This window comes from Phenylobacterium sp., from assembly GCF_016124325.1.
In the GTDB taxonomy this organism is placed as follows: domain Bacteria; phylum Pseudomonadota; class Alphaproteobacteria; order Caulobacterales; family Caulobacteraceae; genus Phenylobacterium.
Map to the genome: position 1 here is coordinate 135,563 of NZ_WGNY01000014.1, position 19,405 is coordinate 154,967.

General features: G+C 70.1%; 21 protein-coding genes. 17 read left to right on the forward strand and 4 right to left on the reverse strand.

From position 1 onward, the window contains the following. Window positions 1–6: 6 nt before the first annotated feature. The 3 genes from GC203_RS07620 (at window position 7) to GC203_RS07630 (ending at window position 2,725) form a co-directional block, all read left to right on the forward strand. Window positions 7–1,167: a DegT/DnrJ/EryC1/StrS aminotransferase family protein gene (locus GC203_RS07620; RefSeq protein ID WP_293453000.1), complete on the forward strand. Its 1,161-nt coding sequence runs from the start codon at window positions 7–9 to the stop codon at window positions 1,165–1,167. Window positions 1,168–1,280: 113 nt separating this feature from the next. Next, the gene (locus GC203_RS07625; RefSeq protein ID WP_293453002.1) at window positions 1,281–1,943 is read left to right on the forward strand and encodes an immune inhibitor A domain-containing protein; all 663 of its coding nucleotides are present in this window, start codon (window positions 1,281–1,283) and stop codon (window positions 1,941–1,943) included. 107 nt (window positions 1,944–2,050) lie between these two features. Then, entirely contained in the window at window positions 2,051–2,725 is a 675-nt protein-coding gene (locus GC203_RS07630; RefSeq protein ID WP_293453004.1) for an AAA family ATPase, read from the forward strand. A 10-nt stretch (window positions 2,726–2,735) separates the two neighbouring features. Here GC203_RS07630 and GC203_RS07635 read toward each other — a convergent pair whose 3' ends face one another. Together GC203_RS07635 and GC203_RS07640 are read right to left on the reverse strand one after the other, a co-directional pair. Next, window positions 2,736–3,308, reverse strand: a complete 573-nt coding sequence (locus GC203_RS07635; RefSeq protein ID WP_293453006.1) for a histidine phosphatase family protein — start codon at window positions 3,306–3,308, stop codon at window positions 2,736–2,738. An 11-nt stretch (window positions 3,309–3,319) separates the two neighbouring features. Further along, entirely contained in the window at window positions 3,320–3,997 is a 678-nt protein-coding gene (locus tag GC203_RS07640; RefSeq protein ID WP_293453008.1) for a VOC family protein, read from the reverse strand. An 89-nt stretch (window positions 3,998–4,086) separates the two neighbouring features. Here GC203_RS07640 and GC203_RS07645 point away from each other — a divergent pair, with 89 nt between their 5' ends. The 14 genes from GC203_RS07645 (at window position 4,087) to GC203_RS07710 (ending at window position 17,735) form a co-directional block, all read left to right on the forward strand. Continuing rightward, entirely contained in the window at window positions 4,087–5,052 is a 966-nt protein-coding gene (locus tag GC203_RS07645; RefSeq protein WP_293453010.1) for a zinc-binding alcohol dehydrogenase family protein, read from the forward strand. Between the two features lie 234 nt (window positions 5,053–5,286). After that, window positions 5,287–6,126: an alpha/beta hydrolase gene (locus GC203_RS07650; RefSeq protein ID WP_293453012.1), complete on the forward strand. Its 840-nt coding sequence runs from the start codon at window positions 5,287–5,289 to the stop codon at window positions 6,124–6,126. 21 nt (window positions 6,127–6,147) lie between these two features. After that, on the forward strand, window positions 6,148–6,933 hold the full coding sequence (locus GC203_RS07655) for an SDR family oxidoreductase (RefSeq protein WP_293453014.1): 786 nt from the start codon (window positions 6,148–6,150) through the stop codon (window positions 6,931–6,933). Continuing rightward, window positions 6,930–7,517: a histidine phosphatase family protein gene (locus GC203_RS07660; protein WP_293453016.1), complete on the forward strand. Its 588-nt coding sequence runs from the start codon at window positions 6,930–6,932 to the stop codon at window positions 7,515–7,517. Before GC203_RS07655 ends, GC203_RS07660 begins: the two co-directional genes overlap by 4 nt. Window positions 7,518–7,551: 34 nt before the next feature. Beyond that, window positions 7,552–9,252: a hypothetical protein gene (locus tag GC203_RS07665; protein WP_293453018.1), complete on the forward strand. Its 1,701-nt coding sequence runs from the start codon at window positions 7,552–7,554 to the stop codon at window positions 9,250–9,252. 74 nt (window positions 9,253–9,326) lie between these two features. Beyond that, window positions 9,327–10,475, forward strand: a complete 1,149-nt coding sequence (locus tag GC203_RS07670) for a collagen-binding domain-containing protein (RefSeq protein ID WP_293453020.1) — start codon at window positions 9,327–9,329, stop codon at window positions 10,473–10,475. A gap of 147 nt (window positions 10,476–10,622) precedes the next feature. Next, a complete protein-coding gene (locus GC203_RS07675; protein WP_293453022.1) occupies window positions 10,623–11,624 on the forward strand; it encodes a choice-of-anchor A family protein in 1,002 nt (333 codons plus the stop codon). A gap of 83 nt (window positions 11,625–11,707) precedes the next feature. Continuing rightward, a complete protein-coding gene (locus GC203_RS07680) occupies window positions 11,708–12,454 on the forward strand; it encodes a YebC/PmpR family DNA-binding transcriptional regulator (protein ID WP_293453023.1) in 747 nt (248 codons plus the stop codon). Then, window positions 12,454–12,666, forward strand: a complete 213-nt coding sequence (locus GC203_RS07685; RefSeq protein ID WP_293453025.1) for a hypothetical protein — start codon at window positions 12,454–12,456, stop codon at window positions 12,664–12,666. The genes GC203_RS07680 and GC203_RS07685 overlap by 1 nt, the downstream gene beginning before the upstream one ends. A gap of 83 nt (window positions 12,667–12,749) precedes the next feature. Beyond that, window positions 12,750–13,427 (forward strand): LemA family protein, encoded by a 678-nt coding sequence (locus GC203_RS07690; RefSeq protein ID WP_293453027.1) that lies wholly within the window; start codon window positions 12,750–12,752, stop codon window positions 13,425–13,427. Further along, the gene (locus tag GC203_RS07695; protein WP_293453028.1) at window positions 13,424–14,245 is read left to right on the forward strand and encodes a TPM domain-containing protein; all 822 of its coding nucleotides are present in this window, start codon (window positions 13,424–13,426) and stop codon (window positions 14,243–14,245) included. Before GC203_RS07690 ends, GC203_RS07695 begins: the two co-directional genes overlap by 4 nt. A 1-nt stretch (window position 14,246) precedes the next feature. Next, window positions 14,247–14,960 (forward strand): TPM domain-containing protein, encoded by a 714-nt coding sequence (locus tag GC203_RS07700; RefSeq protein ID WP_293453030.1) that lies wholly within the window; start codon window positions 14,247–14,249, stop codon window positions 14,958–14,960. A gap of 102 nt (window positions 14,961–15,062) precedes the next feature. Beyond that, a complete protein-coding gene (locus GC203_RS07705) occupies window positions 15,063–15,527 on the forward strand; it encodes a (2Fe-2S)-binding protein (protein WP_293453032.1) in 465 nt (154 codons plus the stop codon). Window positions 15,528–15,530: 3 nt separating this feature from the next. After that, a complete protein-coding gene (locus GC203_RS07710; protein WP_293453034.1) occupies window positions 15,531–17,735 on the forward strand; it encodes a xanthine dehydrogenase family protein molybdopterin-binding subunit in 2,205 nt (734 codons plus the stop codon). A 49-nt stretch (window positions 17,736–17,784) separates the two neighbouring features. Here the strand turns inward: GC203_RS07710 and GC203_RS07715 are convergent, their stop codons facing one another. Together GC203_RS07715 and GC203_RS07720 are read right to left on the reverse strand one after the other, a co-directional pair. Continuing rightward, a complete protein-coding gene (locus GC203_RS07715) occupies window positions 17,785–18,597 on the reverse strand; it encodes an SDR family oxidoreductase (RefSeq protein ID WP_293453035.1) in 813 nt (270 codons plus the stop codon). Window positions 18,598–18,649: 52 nt separating this feature from the next. Next, window positions 18,650–19,216, reverse strand: a complete 567-nt coding sequence (locus GC203_RS07720) for a TetR/AcrR family transcriptional regulator (protein WP_293453036.1) — start codon at window positions 19,214–19,216, stop codon at window positions 18,650–18,652. Window positions 19,217–19,405 lie beyond the last annotated feature (189 nt).

A 19,405-nucleotide genomic window follows, 5' to 3' on the forward strand; every position in this document is an offset into this window, starting at 1 on the left:
CGCGCCATGATCCCCTTCATCGATCTTCAGGCTCAACGCCAGCGCCTCGGCCAGGCCCTGGAGGACGCCATCCTCAAGGTGGTGCGTTCGGGCGCCTACGTCATGGGCCCCGAGATCGGCGAGCTCGAGGCGGCGCTGGCGGCGTTCGGCCGCGCGCCCCATGCGCTGTCGTGCGGCTCCGGCACCGAGGCGCTCGTGCTGCCGCTGATGGCGATGGGCGTCGGGCCGGGCGACGCGGTCTTCTGCCCCTCATTCACCTTCGCGGCCACGGCCGAGGCGATGCCGCTGGTCGGCGCCTCCCCGGTGTTCGTCGACGTGCGCCCCGACACCTACAACCTCGACGCCGCGAAGCTGGACGCCGCCATCGCCGCGGTGAAGGCGGAGGGCAAGCTCACGGCGCGCGCGGTCATCGCCGTGGACCTGTTCGGCCAGCCGGCCGACTATCCGGCGATCGCCTCGGTCGCGCGCAAGCACGGCCTGGCCCTCATCGCCGATTCCGCCCAGGGGTTCGGCTGCACGCTGGACGGCGAGCATCCGCTGCACTGGGCCGACGTGGCCACGACGTCGTTCTTTCCCGCCAAGCCGCTCGGCGCCTACGGAGACGGCGGCGCCGTGCTCTGCAAGGATGCGCGCCTGCACGACCTGCTGGTCTCGCTGCGGGTCCACGGCCAGGCCGTCGCGTCGGACCTCGAGGGGCGCACCTTCGACCACGACCCCAAGTACCTGAACATGCGCATCGGGATGAACGCCCGGATGGACACCATCCAGGCCGCGGTCCTGCTGCAGAAGCTGACCATCTTCGCTGACGAGATCGAGGCCCGGAACCGCGTGGCCGCTCGCTACGCCGCGGGGCTCGGCGACGTCGTGCGCGTCCCCCGGGTGATCGACGGCGGCGTCTCGGTGTGGGCCCAGTACGTGATCGAGACCGACGACCGCGACGGCCTGGCCGGCCATCTGCGCGCCGAGGGAATCCCGACGGCCGTCTACTATCCCGTGCCGCTCCACCGGCAGGCGCCCTATGCGGGCTTTCCCCAACCCGGCGGCCTCCCGGTCACCGAGGCGGCCGCCCAGCGCGTGCTGGCGCTGCCCATGCACCCCTACCTCGACGTCCCGACCCAGGACAGGATCGTCTCGGCGATCCGCAACTACGTGAAACGCAACGGATAACGACTCCCGCGAGTCCGCAGCTCGCGCCACAGGGGAATGTCGTTGTCCGAGACTCCTAACAGGCGAATCCCAGGTGAAGCTGCTTTGGAGCTGATTCGCTTCAGGAGGCGGGGGTGAGGCCGAGGATTGCGCTGATCGGAGCGGCGGTGGGGGCGTTCGCGTCGCTCGCAGCCAGCGGCGCGCTGGCCGCCGAGTTCTTCTCGCAGGATTTCTCTGGGGCGCTCGGCGCGAACGAGTCCGTGTTTGGACGCTTCGTCGTCCACGACGGCGTCGTCGGCCACCAGACCAGCTATTTCAACAACGAGTACTCATACTACCAGTTCACCGTCGACCTCACGAACGCCACCTCGGCCCTCCTGTCGTTCGACTATTCGATCGTCCTGGAGCGCGACTACGACCGCTTCAACGTGCTGGCCAGCACCGGGGGCTTCAGTCCGCCGGGCGGGCTCATCTATCCGCTGAGCGGCATGACCTATTCGACGTCCAACATCACCTACGCGCCCCATCTGGGCGTCGTCGCCCTGGCCGACTCGGCGACCGGCACGGCGGTGTTCGACCTCGGCGCGTTCGTGGGGGGCGCGGTGAACCTGCGCCTGCAGTTCGGCAGCGACTCCAGCGGCACCCGGCAAGGGGTGTCGATCGACAACGTCGAGGTCGCCGGCGACGCCGTGGTCACGACCTCGTCAGCGCCGGAGCCGCAGGTCTGGGCGCTGATGCTGGCCGGGTTTTTCGCCGCCGGCTCAGCGTTGCGCCGACGCGGATCGATCCCGGTCTGACAACCGCCGCCTCGACGGACGATGCGGGCGCGCGCGTCGCGCCTCTGTCACACGCCTGGGGCTAACTAGCTTCACCTTGAGTTTTCCAGGACAGCGTCGCCGACCGTATGCGCACCATCGCCGTCATCGCGCGCAAAGGCGGATCGGGTAAGAGCACCGTCGCGGTTCACCTGGCGCTCGCCGCCCATCGGCGGGGACGCCGCGTGATACTGGCCGACACCGACGCCCAGCGCTCGTCGAGCCACGCCCTGAAGGGCCGCGAGGGCGGCGGCCCGGAAGTCGTCGCCACCTCGGGCGCCAAGCTGTTCGCCCTCCAGCTCAGCGCCGTGCGAGAGGGCGTCGACCTGCTGGTGATCGATACCCCGGCGGTGGTGGAAGAGGAGCTCAGCCACGCGATCGTGGCGGCGGACCTCTGCCTCCTGGTGATCCGCCCGACCTTCCTGGATCTGGCCGCAGCGGCCCAGACCACCGACATCGTGCGCCGCCTGCGCAAGCCGCTGGTGGCCGTGGTCAACCAGGCGGCTTCGGCCCGGGCCGGAACCGAGCCGCCGCTGGTGAAGCGCGCGCTGAAGGTGTTGGAGATGCTGCGGCTGCCGGTGGCGCCGGCCCTGTTGCGCTCCCGCACCGGCTACCAGACCGCCCTCGATCTCGGGCGCTCGGTCGAGGAGATGGACGGCCAGCCCGAGGCGGCGAGCGAGGTCGCCGCGCTGTGGAGCTTCGTCAGCGGCCTGACGTTCGGGCGAGAGCGGCGCGAGGCGGCGGTCGCCCAGCCCCAGGCCTGAGCGGCCGGCCTCAGGCGTCGCGCAGGTGGGCGACGTCGTTCAGACTGACCAGGTTCCGCTCGCCTGAGCCCGCGCAGAGATAGCGGTGGACGCTGGCGTAGCGCGGCTCGAAGAACAGGCGCGGCGCCATGCCCAGGATGTGCGCGGTCCAGACGTTGATCACCCCGCCGTGGCAGAAGACGGCGATGGTCTTTCCGCGATGGGCTCCGATCAGGTCCTCCAGCGTCTCGACCACCGTCGCCTGGAAGGCCTTGATGTTGGCGTCGCCGTCCCCGCGGACGAACGCCTTCCAGGCCTCGTAGTCCTCGGCCTTCAGCACCTCCAGCGGCGTGTAGCTGCCGGAATCGCGATCGAACTCGACGATGCCCTCGTGGGTGACGATCTCGTGGCCGGCGAGGGCGGCGTAGGGCTCGGCGGTCTGGATCGCGCGCCGCATGGTGCTGGCGAAGACCGCGTCGATCCGCTCGCGCGCCAGCGCCGCGCCGACCCGCCGGGCTTGGTCGTGGCCGACGTCCGAGAGCGGTGGGTCCGAGGTCTCGGCGCTGCGTTCGGGCAGGCCGTGGCGGATGAGGATCAACTCCATGACGCGGCGCTCTACTCCAGGCTTCCGACGATCGAGGCGCGCTGCGACAGCTCGATCCAATTGCCATCGGGATCGCGCACCATGGAGATGCGCGCGGTGGTCCCGAGCGTCACCGGGGCGAGGGCCTCGCGCCCGCCCTTGGCCAGCACGCCGGCGTGTTCCTCGTCGACCTTGAACACCTGGAAGGTGATGTAGCGCCAGCCGGGCCCCTGCATCTGGGCGTCGGACGGGGCGTCGGGGCTCTCTTCCAGCAGAATCAGGCTCTCGCCGGCCCGGAAGGCGCCCGGCCGCTCCTCGGGCAGGCCCAGCGCCTCGCCGTAGAAGCGGCGGTGGGCGGCCAGGTCGCGCACGGCGATCCGCACGCCGATCTGGGTGACGCCCTCATGCCCCGGCGGAACGAGGCTGACCCGGTTGCCTTCAGGGTCGGCGAGCGCCTGCGGCGCGCCCAGGCCCTCGCGGGCGATGAGGAGTTCGCGATAGCCGCTGGGCGGGTTGGCGGGCAGGGGCGCCTGGTGGGCGTTGATCTTCAGCACGCTGCCCAAGACGTCGTGGCGGTGCTGGTCCTGGCCGCGCCGGATCGGCAGCACGTGGTCGAACCGCGCGCCCGCCTCGCCCTGCCAGAACGCCAGCAGGGGTTCGACCGCGTTGGTCGAGAGGCCGATGTCGATCCGCGGCTTGGCCAGTCGCATGGGGTTCCTCCTTGCGCCGCCAGCTTGCCCATGAAAAGGGTGACGTCAAACAGTCGTTTGACCCATTGGGCGACGCGAGGGAGGAGCCGATGAAAGCCGCGGTCTACTACGAGAACGGCGCGCCCGATGTCCTGAAGTACGAGGACGTTCCCGATCCCCAGTGCCATCCCAAGGGCATCGTGATCCGCGTCGAAGCGGTCTCGATCGAAGGCGGCGACACGCTCAACCGCTTCCGCGGGCCGCTGATGACCCATCCGCACGTCGTGGGCTACCAGGCCGCCGGCGAGGTGATCGAGGTCGGCGAGCAGGTCGCCGACTTCAAGGTGGGCGACAAGGTCTGCACGACCGGCGCCTTCGGCAGCCACGCCGAGCTGCGCGCCGTGCCGGCCGCCACGGCATGGAAGGTCCCGGCCGGGCTTAGCACGCAGGAAGCGGCTGTGATCCCCGTCACGTTCGGCACGGCCGACGACTGTCTGTTCGAGTTCGGCCGCATGAAGAAGGGCGAGGTGGTCCTCGTGCAGGCCGGCGCCAGCGGCGTCGGTGTGGCGGCCATCCAGCTCGCCGCCCGCGCCGGGGCCTCGATGGTCTTGGCCACGGCGTCCTCGGACGAGCGGCTGGAGCAGCTCAAGCCGCTCGGGCTGACCCACGGCATCAACTACAAGACCCACGACGTCGTGCAGGAGGTGATGCGCCTCACCGACAAGAAGGGCGCCGACGTGATCGTCGATTCCGTCGGCGGGCCGACGTTGCAGGGTTCGATCCTGTCACTGGCCTACCGCGGCCGCGTCTCGATGGTGGGCCAGGCCGGCCGCGAGCCGATGAAGGTGGACGTGGGCTCGATGATGGGCGGCAACCGCAGCCTGTCGGGCGTCTTCCTGGGCGCCGAGATCACCACGCCGCGGGTGCGCCAGAACATCGCCCGGCTGATCGACGACGTGGCCAAGGGCGACCTGAAGGTGGTGATCGACCGCACCTTCCCGTTGTCGGAGGCCGCCGCCGCGCACCGCTACATCGAAAGCCGTCAGGCGGTCGGGCGGGTGCTGCTCATCCCCTAGCCGAAGATCTTCAGCCAGAGCCCCGCCAGTCCGAGGAGGATGAACGCCCACATCGCCAGGGACAGCAACAGGGGGACGATCACGCGCATGCCTTCGCTTGGCCCCTCCCCCACAGGCGACTCTTTGAGTCAATGATTGGCATTCAGGCCGTGGAAACGCCAGCCGTTTCACGCGCCGAAAGGTCGCAGGGGAGCGCCCCGCAACCTCTTGGATACGTGCGAAGGAGAACCCGCGATGCCCCGAACCCGCAACGGCGCCGTCGAGCTGGAGTACGAGGCCTTCGGCGAGGGCCGGCCTGAAACCATCCTGCTGGTCAACGGCCTGGGGTCGCAGATGACGCGCTGGCCGGAAGCCTTCTGCCAGGCGCTGGCTGCGCGAGGCTATCAGGTCGTCCGCTATGACAACCGCGACACCGGCCTCTCGTCGTGGCCGAAGGACGCCTATTCCCTGGCCGACATGGCGCGCGACGGCATGGCGATCCTCGACGACCTGGGGGTGGAGCGCGCCCACATCGCCGGGGTCTCGATGGGCGGGATGATCGTCCAGCGCATGGCGATCGACCATCCGGGGCGAGTGCTGTCGATGACCTCGATCATGTCGGCGCCGGGCGCGCCCGGGACGCTGAGCTCCACGCCCGAGGCGATGGCGGTGCTCAACGATCCGCCGCCCGATCCGAAGGCCGATTTCGAGGCTTTCCTCGACAACGCCGTGCGGAACGCGGTGACCATCGGCAGCCCCGGCTATCCCTGGCCTGAGGGCGCGCTACGCGAGCGCGCCGCGGCGGAGCACAGCCGCGCCTTCAATCCGCCCGGTGTGGCCCGGCAGCGCGCCGCGATCATGGCCGACGGCGACCGGACGCCGGGCCTCGCGGGGCTCGCGATCCCCGTGGTGGTCCTGCACGGAACCGACGATCCGCTGGTCCAGCCGGTGGGCGGCGAGGCCACGGCGGCGGCCGTCCCCGGCGCGGAACTGCGGATGATCCCCGGCATGGGCCACGACCTGCCGCCGGCTCTCTACGACATCTTCGTCGACGCCATCTGCGCCGCCGCCAGCCGCGCCAAGACCACAGCCTGACAGAGTAGCAACGAGGACAACATGGGACGTCTTTCCGGCCGCTCGGCCGTCATCACCGGCGCGGCCAGCGGCATCGGCCGCGCCGCCGCCAAGCTCTTCGCCGCCGAGGGCGCGAACATGGTCGTCGCCGACCGGGCCGAAGCCGTCGAGGAGACCGCCGAGGCCATCCGCGCGGCTGGCGGCAAGGCCGTCGCCGTCACTGGAGATGCGGGCGACGACGCCTTCGTGAAATCGCTGGTCGATCGCGCGATCGCCGACCACGGCGGCCTGGACGTCTTCTGGGCCAACGCCGGCATCTCGGGGGGCTTCACGCCCCTGGCCGAACAGACCGCCGACTACTGGGCCGAAGTCCTGCGCGTGAACCTGATCGGGCCGTTCCTGGCCGTGAAGCACGCCTCGGCTGCGATGATTCCCAACGGGAAGGGCGCGATCATCTGCACGGCCTCGGTGGCGGGTATCCGCTCGGGCGCCGGCGGGCCCGCCTATTCCGCCTCCAAGGCCGGGGTGATCAGCCTGGTGAAGACCGCCTGCAACGAGCTCTACGGCACGGGGATCCGCATCAACGCCATCGCGCCCGGCCTGATCGAGACCGGCATGACCAAGCCGATCTTCGACGGGGCGCGGGCCCGCGGCAACGAGGACCGGATCGGCCAGCTCAACCCCACCACGCGCTATGGCCATCCCGAGGAGATCGCTGCGGCCGGCCTGTTCCTGGCGTCGGACGAGGCCTCCTACGTCAACGGCCAGACGCTGGCGGTGGACGGCGGGCTTTCGACCTCGCACCCGGTGGTGCGCCGCAAGCGATGATCCTGCTGCTCCGACATGGCGAGACCTTCTGGAACCGCGAACGGCGCATCCAGGGCCATGCCGAATCCGACCTCACGCCGCTGGGCGAGCGCCAGGCCCAGGCCATGGCGCGCCTGGCGGCGGAGCTGGTCGCCCGCGAGCCGGGCGACGACTGGCGCCTCGTCTCCAGCCCCATCGGCCGGGCGCGGCGCACCGCCGAGGCGGTCGCGGCCGCCACGGGCCTGACGATCGAGCTCGACCCGCGCCTCGCCGAGATCTGCTGCGGCCAGTGGGAGGGGCGGCTCCGCGCCGAACTGACCGACGTCGATCCGGCCCAGCCCATGGGCGAGTGGATCTTCTCGGCGCCCGGCGGCGAGACCTTCGAGGACGTCATGGCCCGGGCCCGAGGGTGGCTGGACGACCTGCCCGCCGAGCCCGGTCGCCGCGTGCTGGCGGTCAGCCACGGCGTCTGGGGACGGCTGTTGCGCGGCGCATACGCGGGCCTCGACCGTGAGGCCACGGTGAGCCAGGACGTGCCCCAGGACGCGGTCTTCCGCCTTCAAAACGGCCAGATCGATCGGTTCGACTGCGAACCTGTCGACTAGCTTCGGGCGCCGAAGCGCCCCCAATAGGGCTCCGATGATCCGCGTCTCCGCCCTCGTCGCCGCCGCGGCCCTGCTGATGGGCGCCAGCCGTCCGCCCACGGTGGACTACCGGCTGGGCGCCGACCTGCAGGGCGATTCACCGCCGATCCTGACCGTGGAGATGCGCTTCCAGGGCGACGACGACGGTGAGACGACGCTGGACCTTCCCGACCGCTTCCGGGGGAGCCAGGCGGCCTGGCGCTACATCTTCGACCTCCAGGTCCGTGGCGCCCAGGCGGCGACGCCCGACCCGGCCCATCGGGTCCTGACCCACAAGCCGGGCGCGAAGATCGATGTGCGCTACCGTGTCCAGAGCGCCTATCCGCAGGATCCGGCGGCCGAGGCGGGCAATCCCTTGAAGGGCCCGCTTCTGCGGCCGTCGGGCGTGGCGGCGCTGGGGCCGCTGGTCTTCGCGATCCCCGAAGGCCGCGATCTCGAGGGCGCCACCTTCCGGTGGGGGCGGCTGCCGAAGGGCTGGTCGGGGGCTTCCGACCTCGAGCACGCCGAGATGGGACGCTGGATCAGCGTCGCCGACATCGTCGATTCCGTAAGCCTCGCGGGACCGGAGCTGGAGGTTTCCGAACAGGACCTCGACGGCGGGCGGCTCCGCATCGCCCGGCTCGGCGGGCCGCCGGCCGAGGCCGTGGCCAAGGCGGCCGCGCCGGTGCTGGCCGCCGAGAACGCCTATTGGAACGAGCCGCCCGGTCCCCAACTGCTCGCGGTGGTGGGGCTGGCCGGGCCGGCGGTCGGGGCCGGCGGCGACGGCTTCCTGGACGCCTTCGCGCTCTATGCGAGCCCCGATGCGCTCGACCGCGTCGCCGAGACTACCGCGCTGCGCAATCTGGAAAGCTGGATCCCGGCGCGCATCGGCAGGGTGGAAGGGCCGCCCGCCGCCACGGCCTGGCTGCGCGAAGGGATTTCCGATTTCCTGGCGGCGCGCATCCTGCTGCGGGCGGGGGCCGAGACGCCGGCCCAGGCGGTCGAGCGGCTGGGCGGGGCGCTCTACGTCTACGATCACTCGCCCGTCCGCACGGCCACGGGCCAGCAGGCCGCCGCCGGATGGGCCGCCAACGCCGATCTCCGCCAGATCGTGCGCCAGCGCGGCGTGCTGCTGGCCCTGATGTGGGACGACGCCATCCGCCAGAGGACCGGCGGCAAGGCCGACCTCGACGACGTGCTGGTCCGCATGCGCGACCACTACCGCCAGTTCCGCCCCGGCGAGGGCCCCGACCTCGTGACCGGGCTGCTTTCGGCGGCCTGGGTGGCCGCCGGCGTCGACCTGCGCCCCGATATCGCGCGCTACATCGAGCGCGGGGAAGTGATCGAACTGCCGGCCGAGATGTTCGGCGGTTGCCTGCAGGCCCGGGTCACCACCTCGCCTGCCTACGACATCGGCTTCGACGCCGATCGCTCGATTGCGGCGCACGTGGTCAGCGGCGTGAGGCGTCGGGGTCCGGCGTGGAACAGCGGCCTGCGCGACGGCATGGCGCTGGTCTCCGGCCGCTACCAGGCCGGAGACACGGCCCGGCAGGTCGAGTTCACGGTGCGCACCGGCAAGGGCCGGCGCGCCAGGACCCGGACCATCGCCTACTGGCCGTACGGCGACGACGATGCGGTGACGCGCAAGCTTCAGCTGACCCCGGGCCTTTCGGCCGACGAGATCGTCGCCTGCGGCCGCCGGTTCGCGGGCCTCTGAGCCGCCCCCAAAATGGGTAAGCGCGACAATTTCGCAGAGCGTCCGTTAACCGGCGCCGTGCGTATTTCCTGGCGATGCGTGTGGGACGCCTCATATCCGCCCTGGCCGCGAGCTTCGTGCTCGCCGGCGCCGCCGTGGCCCAGGCCGAGCCTGCGCCGGGGAGCGCCGACGCGGCGACCGTCAACGCCGGCCTCCAGGCCATGCGCGACTACAACCTCATCGTGCTCAAGGACTTGAAGTCGTCGTCGGAAGTCGAGGGCCGCACCTTCGTGGGCGGCAATCTTTCGGGCGGCTCGTCCAACTACTTCATCAAGCCCGGCGGCCAGACGGGCGTCGGCCTGACGGTGGGCGGCAACGTCACGGGCGGGACCAAGCAGGTCAACAACGGCGGCGCCCTGCAGGTAGGCGGCAACCTCGACTCCGGCGCCAACATGAACGGCGGCGGCTCGGTCTACGTCGACGGCAACGTCAAGAACGTCAACGCCAACAACGGCGCCGTCTATGTCGACGGCAATGTGAAGAACACCAACGCCAAGGACATCTACTACGGCGGCTCCAAGAGCGGCTACGCCAACGGGACCTTGCACGCGGGCGATCATACCGCCGCGGGCCTCCAGGACTCGATCGAGGCCCAGGCCGACGCCTTCGCCGCCGACCTCCTCGGCCTGTCGGACTATCTGTCGACGCTCACGCCCACCAACGCGATCGGCTACTCGGCCGACGGCCAGGCCGCGATCTTCGACGCCGGTTCGGGCTCGGGCGTGGCGGTGTTCTCGATCGACGACCTCTACGCCGCGCTCAACCATCACAGCCAGCTGCAGTTCGTCGCGCCGACCGGCTACGATGCGGTGATCGTCAACGTGGCGGGCTCCAGCGTCTCCCTCCCCGGCGGCATCAACTTCAATGGCCCGACCGGACTGGGCGTGAACGTCATCTGGAACTTCTACGAGGCGACCAGCGTCAACTTCGGCTCCAAGAGCTGGTACGGCTCGGTGCTGGCGCCGAACGCCAACGTGAAGATCGGCAACTTCGTCGAGGGTTCGCTGGTGGCCAAGAACCTCGACCAGAACGGCGAAGTCCACATGAACAACTTCGGCGGCGGCCTCGTCGTCGGCGGGCTCGCCGCCGCCGCCGTTCCGGAACCCTCCGTCTGGCTGATGTTGATCCTCGGCTTCGGCGGCGTCGGCGCCGCGCTGCGTCGCCGGCGCGCCGCGGCCGCCTGATCGGCCTCGCCGCGCCTCTCTCGGCTGCAACCAATCCGCAACAATTCCCGCTTGCGGTGAATCCTGTTGCAGGCGCGGCCTTTCGCCGTCACCACCGCCCCAGTTGTCGGGGATTTGCGTCCCGGCCTCCTACAAGGAAGCCGTGTAATGTCTTTGAAGTCGCTGGCCGCCGCTGCGGCCCTATTCGCTTTTGCGGGCGCCGCCACGAGCGCCAGCGCCGGTACGGACGAGGTCAACGCCGGCCTCGGGTACATGCGGGACTACAACCTCATCGTACTGGGTGATCTCACCACCAACAGCGAGGTGGAAGGCCGCACGTTCGTGAGCGGCTCGGTCTTCGGCAACGCCAGCAACTACAACAAGAACCAGCTCGCGGGCGTGGGCCTGACGGTCGTCGGCGACGTCGAGGGCGGCAAGAAGAACGTCTGGGGCGACATCGCCATCGGCGGCAATGTCGACAGCGGCGTCGAGTTCCAGTCGTCGGGCGCTCAGGAGCTCCAGTACGGCGGCGCTCTCTCCAGCACCAACGTCAATTCGCCGGACACGGCCAACCATGTCGCGGGCCTCGGCGCGACGCTCGGCGCGCAGGCCGCGACGATGGCGACGGACCTCGGCGAGCTGTCCACCTATCTTTCGACGCTGACGACGACGGAAGCGTACACCGTCAACGCGAACAATATCGGCTTCGACGCCAACGCGAGCTCGGACGCCGTCGCGGTGTTCTCGCTGTCGGACCTGAGCGTCTTCACCAACAAGTATCCCGACTTCACCTACCCGACCGGCTACGACCTCGTCGTCGTCAACGTCTCCGGAACCAACCTCTCGTTCCCGGGCGGCTTCAACTTCAACGGGCCCAGCGGGCTCGGCACGAAGGTGATCTGGAATTTCTACGAAGCCACGACGCTGAACTTCAACACCAGCTTCTACGGCTCGGTCCTCGCGCCGAACGCGGTGGTGAGCACCAACAACTTCGTCGAGGGCACGCTGGTCGCCAAGACGCTGAACGCCGGCGGCGAAGTCCACATGTCGAACCTGGGTGGGACCTACACCGTGCCGGGCGTGCCGGAGCCGGCGACCTGGGCGCTGATGATCCTGGGTTTCGGCGGCGCGGGCGCCATGCTCCGCCGCCGTCGCGCGCTCTTCGCCTGAGCCGTCCGCGCCCAGTAGGGGTTTCGCGCGGCCGCCGTCGCGAGTAGAAGCGCCGTCCTGCACTCCAAGACCCGCTTCGGACCATGGCCGGACACTCAAAGTTCAAGAACATCATGCACCGCAAGGGCCGCGCCGACGCGGCCCGCTCGAAGCTGTTCTCCAAGCTCTCGCGCGAGATCACGGTGGCGGCCAAGGCCGGCATGCCCGATCCGGCGATGAACGCGCGCCTGAGGCTGGCCGTGGCCAACGCCAAGGCCGAGTCCATGCCCAAGGACAACATCGATCGCGCGATCAAGAAGGCTGCCGGCGGCGACGCCGAGACCTATGAGGAAATCCGCTACGAAGGCTTCGGCCCCGGCGGCGTGGGCGTGATCGTCGAGGCCCTGACCGACAATCGCAATCGCGCCGCGTCGAACGTGCGCTCGATCTTCGCCAAGAACGGCGGCAACCTGGGCGAGACCGGCTCGGTGTCGTTCATGTGGGACCGGGTCGGCCGGATCGTCTACAGCGCCGAGGCCGGCTCCGAGGACAAGATCATGGAGGCCGCGATCGAAGCCGGGGCCGACGACGTCGAGTCCGACGAGGACGGCCACACGATCTACACCGCCTACGACCAGCTCTCCGATGTGGCCGCGGCGCTGGAAGCCGTGCTCGGCGAAGCCCAGTCCACCCAGGTCGCCTGGCGGCCGAAGGCCCTGACACCGCTCTCCGGAGACGGCGCGGCCACGCTCCTCAAGCTGATCGAGGCGTTGGAAGACGACGACGACGTGCAGAACGTCTATTCCAACGAGGACATCCCGGCCGACGAGCTGGAGAAGCTGGCGGGCTGATGGCGCGGGGTCCCGAGGACGACCCGCAGGTCACCGACCTGCAGCGTTATCGCAAGGCGCGCGAGCAGGCCGAGCGTCGCCGTCGCGCCGCCTCGCCGCCGAAGCGGCCGCCCGGCCAGTCGTTCCTCGGCTCCAATCCTCGCGCCGGCCTGATCCTGGCGGCCATCGCCGCCGTTCTGGCCGCCCTCTATCTGATCCCGCGCTTCCTCTAGCCATCGCGCGTGGTTGCGCGGGATCAAGGCTCGCGCCACAGTCCCGCGCGATCGGTGTTCCGCACCATGCCGAGGGAGGCCTCATGACCCGCCTGATCCGTCGCCTGTCGCGCCTTGCGATCCTGGCCATCGCGCCGCTGGCGCTTGCGGCCTGCGGAATCAACACCATCCCGACCAAGGAGGAGAAGGCCAAGGCCCAGTGGGCCGAGGTCCAGAACCAGTACCAGCGCCGGGCCGACCTGATCCCCAATCTCGTGGCGACGGTGAAGGGCTATGCGGCCCAGGAAAGCAATGTGCTGGTGGCCGTCACCCAGGCGCGGGCCAATGCGCTGCAGGTGCGCGCCGACGCCGGGGTCACGACCGATCCGGCCGCCTTCCAGCGCTACGCCGCCGCCCAGAACAACCTTTCCCTGGCGCTGGCGCCCCTGCGGGTGCTGCAGGAGAACTATCCCGACCTGAAGTCGAACGAGAACTTCATGGCCCTCCAGTCGCAGCTCGAGGGCACCGAGAACCGCATCGCCATCGCCCGGCGCGACTACAACGAGGCGGTCCGCGACTTCAACACGACGCTGCGCACCTTCCCGCAGGTCTTCTGGGCCAAGACCATGTACTCGTCGTCCAAGCCCATGCAGCTCTTCGAGGCGACCGCGGCGGCGCAGTCGGCGCCTTCGGTCTCGTTCGACCCGGCGGTCAATGCGGTGCAGCCGCCGCCCGGCGCCGCGCCAGGTTCCGCGCCGCCCGAACCTGCGCCGGCCCAGTGAGCCCCCTCGCCGCGCTTCGCGGCCTGGTCCTGGCGTTCGCGCTTCTGCTGACGCCGGCGCTGGCGCTGGCGGCGCCCAAGTTCCCGCCGCTCACCGGCCGGGTGGTCGATGACGCCCAGCTGCTGTCGCCGCAGGCCAAGGCGCGCCTGACCGACGAACTGGCGGCGCTCGAACAGCAGACCGGCCATCAGGTGGTGGTCGCCACCCTGCCGAGCCTCCAGGGCTACGAGATCGAGGACTACGGCTACCAGCTGCTGCGGGCCTGGGGGATCGGCCGCAAGGAGCAGGACGACGGGATCATCCTCATCGTCGCGCCCACCGAGCGGAAGGTGCGGATCGAGGTCGGCTACGGTCTCGAGCCGGTCATGACCGACGCGCTCTCCAGCCTGATCATCCAGCGCAAGATTCTGCCGGCGTTCAAGGCCGGCGACTACGAGAAGGGCGTCGTCGACGGGGCCGAGGCCATCATCCAGCAGATCGGCCTGCCGCCCGAGGAAGCCCAGGCCGCGGTGGCGCAGGCCGAGGCCCAGCGCGCGTCTTCGAGCAGCGGCGGCGGCGGATTCGGAATTTCGACCTTCTTCGTGATCCTCGTGGTCTTCTGGGTGCTGAGCGGCGTCATGCGCGTGTTCGGCGCGCGCCGCCGCTATCGCGGCAGCGGGCTCTGGTGGATCCTGCCGCTGCTGTTCTCCGGCGGGGGCGGACGACGCGGCGGCGGCGGCTGGGGGGGCGGCGGCGGCTGGAGCAGCGGCGGTGGCGGTGGCGGCTTCTCGGGCGGCGGCGGATCGGGCGGGGGCGGCGGCGCCTCGGGGAGCTGGTGAGATGAAGCAACCCCTGCTGACGCCTACCGAGCTGCTGGCCATCGAGGCGGCCGTGCGCGAGGCCGAGGCGCGCACGACCGGCGAGATCTACTGCGTCCTCGCCGAGGAGAGCTCGGACTACCACGCCACCCCGCTCGCCTGGGCCGCGGGCGTCGCCCTGCTGGCCCCGTCGCTGCTGCTGGCCGGGGGCGTACACGTCACCGCGCCGGACCTCGGGGTGTTCGGCGGCTGGAGCGTGGCCCAGGTGGAGGATATCGGCGAGGCCACGGCGCGGGCCGCGCTGGAAGGCACCCTGCTCCTGCAGGCCGTGCTGTTCATCGCGACCGCCCTGCTGGTGAACATCCGATCCGTCCGCCATGCGCTCACCCCGCGCGGGATGAAACGGGACCGCGTGCTGCAGCGGGCGGAGGAACAGTTCATCGGCAAGAACCTCAGCGCCACGCGCGAGCGGACCGGCGTCCTCATCTACGTCTCCGCCGCGGAGCGCATGGCCGAGCTGATCGCCGACGAGAGCATCCACGCCGAGGTCGACGTGAGCGTCTGGGAGAAGGCCATGGCGACGCTCACCGCGGGGCTGAAACGGGGCGACGCGGCGGCCGGCTTCATCGACGCCATCGGCCTTTGCGCCAACGTCCTGGCCGAGAAATTTCCTGCGCATCCCGGCGACAATCCGAACGAGCTTCCCGACGCCGTCGTGGTGCTGCCTCGCGTTTGATGCGGTCGACGCCACGGGGTCGAGTCCCCGGGATCGAGCAGTCGCGCTTTGCCCATCGCGGCCGGGCGAAGTAGCATTCCCCAAACGGGCGGAGATGCGGCGATGGCCTACACCCTGAATGTGAACGGCAAGGCGCTCAGCGCCGACGTGGACGGCGACACGCCGCTGCTCTGGACGCTGCGAGACAGCCTCGGAATCCTCGGGCCGAAGTACGGCTGCGGCGTCGCCGCCTGTGGCGCCTGCACGGTCCACATCGACGGACAGCCGGTGCGCTCGTGCCAGGTCCCGACCGAGGCGGTCGGCGGCGCGAAGATCACCACCATCGAGGGCATGGCCGCCCACCCCGTGGGCCAGAAGGTGCAGGCCGCCTGGATGGACCTGGACGTGGCCCAGTGCGGCTACTGCCAGCCCGGCCAGATCATGTCGGCCACCGCGCTGCTGGCCGCCAACCCCAAGCCGACCGACGCCGACATCGACGCCGCCATGGCCGGGAACCTCTGCCGTTGCGCGACCTACACGCGGATCCGCGCGGCCATCAAGCGCGCCTCCGGCCAGAAGGAGGCCTGAGCCATGACCTATCACCAGATCGGCGCCAATCGCCGCCAGGTGCTCGCCTCGGTCTCGGCCGCGGGCCTGACCCTTTCGTTCGCCGTCGCGCCGAAGGCGGGGGCCGCGGACGCCGGCGCCACGCCGTTGAACGCCTACGTCCGCGTGGCGCCCGACGGGGCGGTCACCATCGTTGCCAAGAACCCGGAGATCGGCCAGGGCATCAAGACCTCGCTGCCCATGATGATCGCCGAGGAGCTGGACGTGGACTGGGCCAATGTCCGCATCGAGCAGGCCGACAACGATCCCAAGCTCTATGGCCGCCAGTTCGCCGGCGGCAGCATGGCCACGCCGCTGCACTGGGACGAGCTGCGCCGGGTGGGCGCCGTCGCCCGCCTGATGCTGATCCAGGCGGCGGCCCAGGCGTGGAACTGCGCGCCGGGCGAGTGCTCCACCACGCCGGGCGTCGTGCTGCACAAGGCCTCGGGCCGCAGCCGCACCTACGGCTCGCTGGCGCTCGCCTGCGCCGACGTCCCGACCCCCGATCCCAAGAGCGTCACGCTCAAGGACCCGAAGAGCTACCGCATCGTCGGCAAGGCGACGCCCCAGTACGACGTGGCCGGCATCGTCACCGGCGCCCCGCTGTTCGGCATCGACGTGACCCGGCCGGGGATGGTCTACGCCACCTACGCCAAGGCCCCGGTGCCGGGCGCCCGGGTGGCCAGCGCCGACCTGGAGGCCGCCAAGTCGGTCAAGGGCGTGCGCAAGGCGTTCGTGGTCGAGGGCGATCCCGACGCGGTGCTGGTCCGGGGCATGGTGGGCGGCGGGCTGACGCCCGGCGTGGCCGTGGTGGCCGACACCTGGTGGGCGGCGCGCAAGGGCCGTGACAAGCTGAACCTCGCCTGGGCCGACCATCCGACCTCGAAGCAGTCCACCGCCGCCTTCGCCGAACAGGCCAAGGCGCTGGGCGCCGGCAAGCCGCAGCGCACCGCCCGCAACGACGGCGACGTCGAGGCGGCGCTGAAGGGCGCGGCCAAGACGGTGAAGGCGGCCTACGCCTATCCGTTCATCAGCCACTCGCCGCTGGAGCCGATGAACTGCACGGCCGAGTACAAGGACGGCAAGCTGGAGATCTGGGCTCCCACCCAGAACCCCGAGCCGGGCCGCCAGCTCTGCGCCAAGACGCTGGGCATCAAGCCTGAGGACATCACCGTCCACATGACCCGCTGCGGCGGCGGCTTCGGCCGCCGGCTGGGCAACGAGTACATGGTGGAGGCCGCCTGGATCGCCCGCGAGGCCGGCGCGCCGGTCAAGCTGCTGTGGACCCGCGAGGACGACATGCAGCACGACTTCTACCGGCCGGGCGGCTTCCACTTCTTCGAGGGTGGCGTCGACGGCTCGGGCAAGGTGGTCGCCTGGCGCGACCACTTCGTGAGCTACGGCGAGGGCAGCGGCTTCGCGCCCAGCGCCGGCATGTCGCCCAACGAGTTCCCAGCGCGCTTCGTGGCCAACTACCGCCAGGACGTCTCTGTGATGCCCCTCGGCGTGCCCACCGGGCCGTTGCGGGCGCCCGGCTCCAACGCCCTGGCCTTCGTCCACCAGTCGTTCATCGACGAGCTGGCCCACGCCGCGGGCGCCGACCCGCTGGCGTTCCAGATCGCGCTGCTGGGCGACAGCGACACCGTCGGCGACCCGCCCTCGCAGTACAACGCCGCCCGCATGAAGGGCGTGCTGAAGGCCGTGGGCGAGATGTCGGGGTGGGCCAAGCGCGGCAAGCTGCCCAAGGGCGAGGGAATGGGCGTCGCCTGCTACTTCAGCCACATGGGCTACTTCGCCGAGGTGTGCCACGTCGCGGTGTCGCCGGCCGGCGACGTGAAGGTGAAGAAGGTATGGGTCGCCGCCGACGTCGGCCGCCAGATCGTCAACCCCTCCGGCGCGATGAACCAGGTGCAGGGCTCGGTGCTGGACGGCCTCTCCGAGGCGCTCCACCAGGAGATCACCTTCGCCGACGGCAAGATCGAGCAGTCGAACTTCCCGGACTATCCGCTGATGCGGATCAATGAGGCGCCGCCGGTCGAGGTGAAGTTCGTCATGACCGACTACAGCCCCACGGGCCTCGGCGAACCGGCCCTGCCGCCGGCGATCCCGGCCTTGACCAACGCGATCTTCGCGGCGACCGGCAAGCGGGTGCGCTCGCTGCCGGTGCGGCCCGAGATGCTCAAGGCCTGAGAAGGGCGGAAGCTCCGCCGCCGCGGGGAGCTTCCGTATCCTCCCAGGCTCAGGCGCCCAGGAACTGGCTGCGGATGGCGGCGCGGAACGCTTCGATGCCCGCCTGCAGCCGCTGGGCGTAGAGGCCGCGAGCGTCGTTCCCCGCGACGTGGGTGACCGCGCCGCTGGGCTCGGTGACCGCCTGCCACACCTCCTCGGCGATCTGTTCGGCCGTGGAGCCGTTGGCGCGGCGCTCGGGGTTCGCGAAGGCGGCCATCACCTTGCCGACCTGCTCGGCGTAGGCCGGATGCTGGGTGACGACCAGCGAGCGGCTGCCGAAATCGGTGGAGATGCCGCCGGGCGCGATGGTGCGGACGCGCAGGCCGAACGGCTCGAGCTCGAAGGCCAGGCTCTCGCTCCAGCCTTCCAGGCCCCACTTGGTGGCGTGGTAGACCGAGTTGAACGGGAAGGTGACCAGTCCGCCGATCGAGGTGGTGGTCAGGATCATGCCCTGGCCGCGGTCGCGCATGGCCGGCAGGAACGCCTGGGTCACCCGCATGACGCCCAGCAGGTTGGTGTCGATCTCGGCGGCGAGCTGTTCGTCGCTGGCGCCCTCGAAGGGGCCGGCGAGGCCGTAGCCGGCGTTGTTGAACAGCACGTCCACCGGGCCGAGGGCCAGCGCCGCCTTGGCGGCCTCGGCGATCTCGGCGGGCTTGGTGACGTCGAGCCGCATGACCGTGACGCCCGGCGTCGCCTTGAGCTCGGCCTCCTTGTCGGGATTGCGCATGGTGGCGATCACCTTCCAGCCCCGCTTGGCGAACAGCAGAGCCGCGGCGCGGCCGAGGCCGGTGGAGGCGCCGGTGATGAAGATGGTCTGGGTCATGGAGTGGTCTCCCTTTGAATCTTGATTCATTTTTACGGCAAATCGAAACGCGTCAGGCCTTCAGCGCATCCCAGCAGAGGAGGGCGGCTGCGTCCTGGAATTCGGCCTGCTGATCGGCCGGCAGGCCCGCGGCCAGCGGCGCCAGGGCGCCCATCGCCCCGCTCAGGAAGGCCAGCATCCAGGCGGTGTCGAGAGGTTTCAGGAGTTGTTCGGCCTTGCCCCGCTCCAGCAGGGCGGTCGCAGGGCGCACGCCCAGCGCCACGGTCGCCCGCGTCTCGTCGGTGACGTAGGGCGAGTTGGCCATCTGAGTCATGAAGACCATTTCGTCCTTATTTTCAATCATATAGGAAACATACGCCTTGGCCATCTGGGTGAAGGCGGCGCGCAGGGGCAGGCCTTCGTCGGAGAAGACGAAGGCGGCGAACTTCTGCTTGGTGTGCAGATAGAGCGCGTCCAGCAGCGCGTCCTTGTTGCGGAAGTAGGTGTAGATCGTGCCGGTCGCCACGCCGGCCCGGCGAGCTACGGCCTCGATTGACAGGCCCGCCAGGCCCACGACCTGGACTTCGTCCAGGGTGGCCCGCAGGATGTGCTGGGCCTTGGTTTCGTCCTTCTGGCGCATGTCTTATACTGAATTTGAATTCAAAAATCTGCAAGGCCTGTGCCTCGCGCGGGCAGTGCGGCCGGCAGCGCCCGACCGTGACTGCGAAGTCGATGGCCACGCCGAGCTCGTGCGCGAATTCCTCGCTGATTAACGTGACGTAACTATTGCCAGCACGCCACGTGAGGATACCGTTCCTTCAAACATGAA

Bases quoted from the DNA above. Each gene is read 5' to 3' on its own strand.
- GC203_RS07645 (WP_293453010.1), top strand. From the start codon at position 4,087: ATGAAAGCCGCGGTCTACTACGAGAACGGCGCGCCCGATGTCCTGAAG.
- GC203_RS07680 (WP_293453023.1), top strand. From the start codon at position 11,708: ATGGCCGGACACTCAAAGTTCAAGAACATCATGCACCGCAAGGGCCGC.
- GC203_RS07685 (WP_293453025.1), top strand. From the start codon at position 12,454: ATGGCGCGGGGTCCCGAGGACGACCCGCAGGTCACCGACCTGCAGCGT.
- GC203_RS07705 (WP_293453032.1), top strand. From the start codon at position 15,063: ATGGCCTACACCCTGAATGTGAACGGCAAGGCGCTCAGCGCCGACGTG.
- GC203_RS07620 (WP_293453000.1), top strand. From the start codon at position 7: ATGATCCCCTTCATCGATCTTCAGGCTCAACGCCAGCGCCTCGGCCAG.
- GC203_RS07630 (WP_293453004.1), top strand. From the start codon at position 2,051: ATGCGCACCATCGCCGTCATCGCGCGCAAAGGCGGATCGGGTAAGAGC.
- GC203_RS07700 (WP_293453030.1), top strand. From the start codon at position 14,247: ATGAAGCAACCCCTGCTGACGCCTACCGAGCTGCTGGCCATCGAGGCG.
- GC203_RS07655 (WP_293453014.1), top strand. From the start codon at position 6,148: ATGGGACGTCTTTCCGGCCGCTCGGCCGTCATCACCGGCGCGGCCAGC.
- GC203_RS07635 (WP_293453006.1), bottom strand. From the start codon at position 3,308: ATGGAGTTGATCCTCATCCGCCACGGCCTGCCCGAACGCAGCGCCGAG.
- GC203_RS07670 (WP_293453020.1), top strand. From the start codon at position 9,327: ATGCGTGTGGGACGCCTCATATCCGCCCTGGCCGCGAGCTTCGTGCTC.
- GC203_RS07675 (WP_293453022.1), top strand. From the start codon at position 10,623: ATGTCTTTGAAGTCGCTGGCCGCCGCTGCGGCCCTATTCGCTTTTGCG.
- GC203_RS07710 (WP_293453034.1), top strand. From the start codon at position 15,531: ATGACCTATCACCAGATCGGCGCCAATCGCCGCCAGGTGCTCGCCTCG.
- GC203_RS07720 (WP_293453036.1), bottom strand. From the start codon at position 19,216: ATGCGCCAGAAGGACGAAACCAAGGCCCAGCACATCCTGCGGGCCACC.
- GC203_RS07640 (WP_293453008.1), bottom strand. From the start codon at position 3,997: ATGCGACTGGCCAAGCCGCGGATCGACATCGGCCTCTCGACCAACGCG.
- GC203_RS07650 (WP_293453012.1), top strand. From the start codon at position 5,287: ATGCCCCGAACCCGCAACGGCGCCGTCGAGCTGGAGTACGAGGCCTTC.
- GC203_RS07715 (WP_293453035.1), bottom strand. From the start codon at position 18,597: ATGACCCAGACCATCTTCATCACCGGCGCCTCCACCGGCCTCGGCCGC.
- GC203_RS07665 (WP_293453018.1), top strand. From the start codon at position 7,552: ATGATCCGCGTCTCCGCCCTCGTCGCCGCCGCGGCCCTGCTGATGGGC.
- GC203_RS07660 (WP_293453016.1), top strand. From the start codon at position 6,930: ATGATCCTGCTGCTCCGACATGGCGAGACCTTCTGGAACCGCGAACGG.
- GC203_RS07690 (WP_293453027.1), top strand. From the start codon at position 12,750: ATGACCCGCCTGATCCGTCGCCTGTCGCGCCTTGCGATCCTGGCCATC.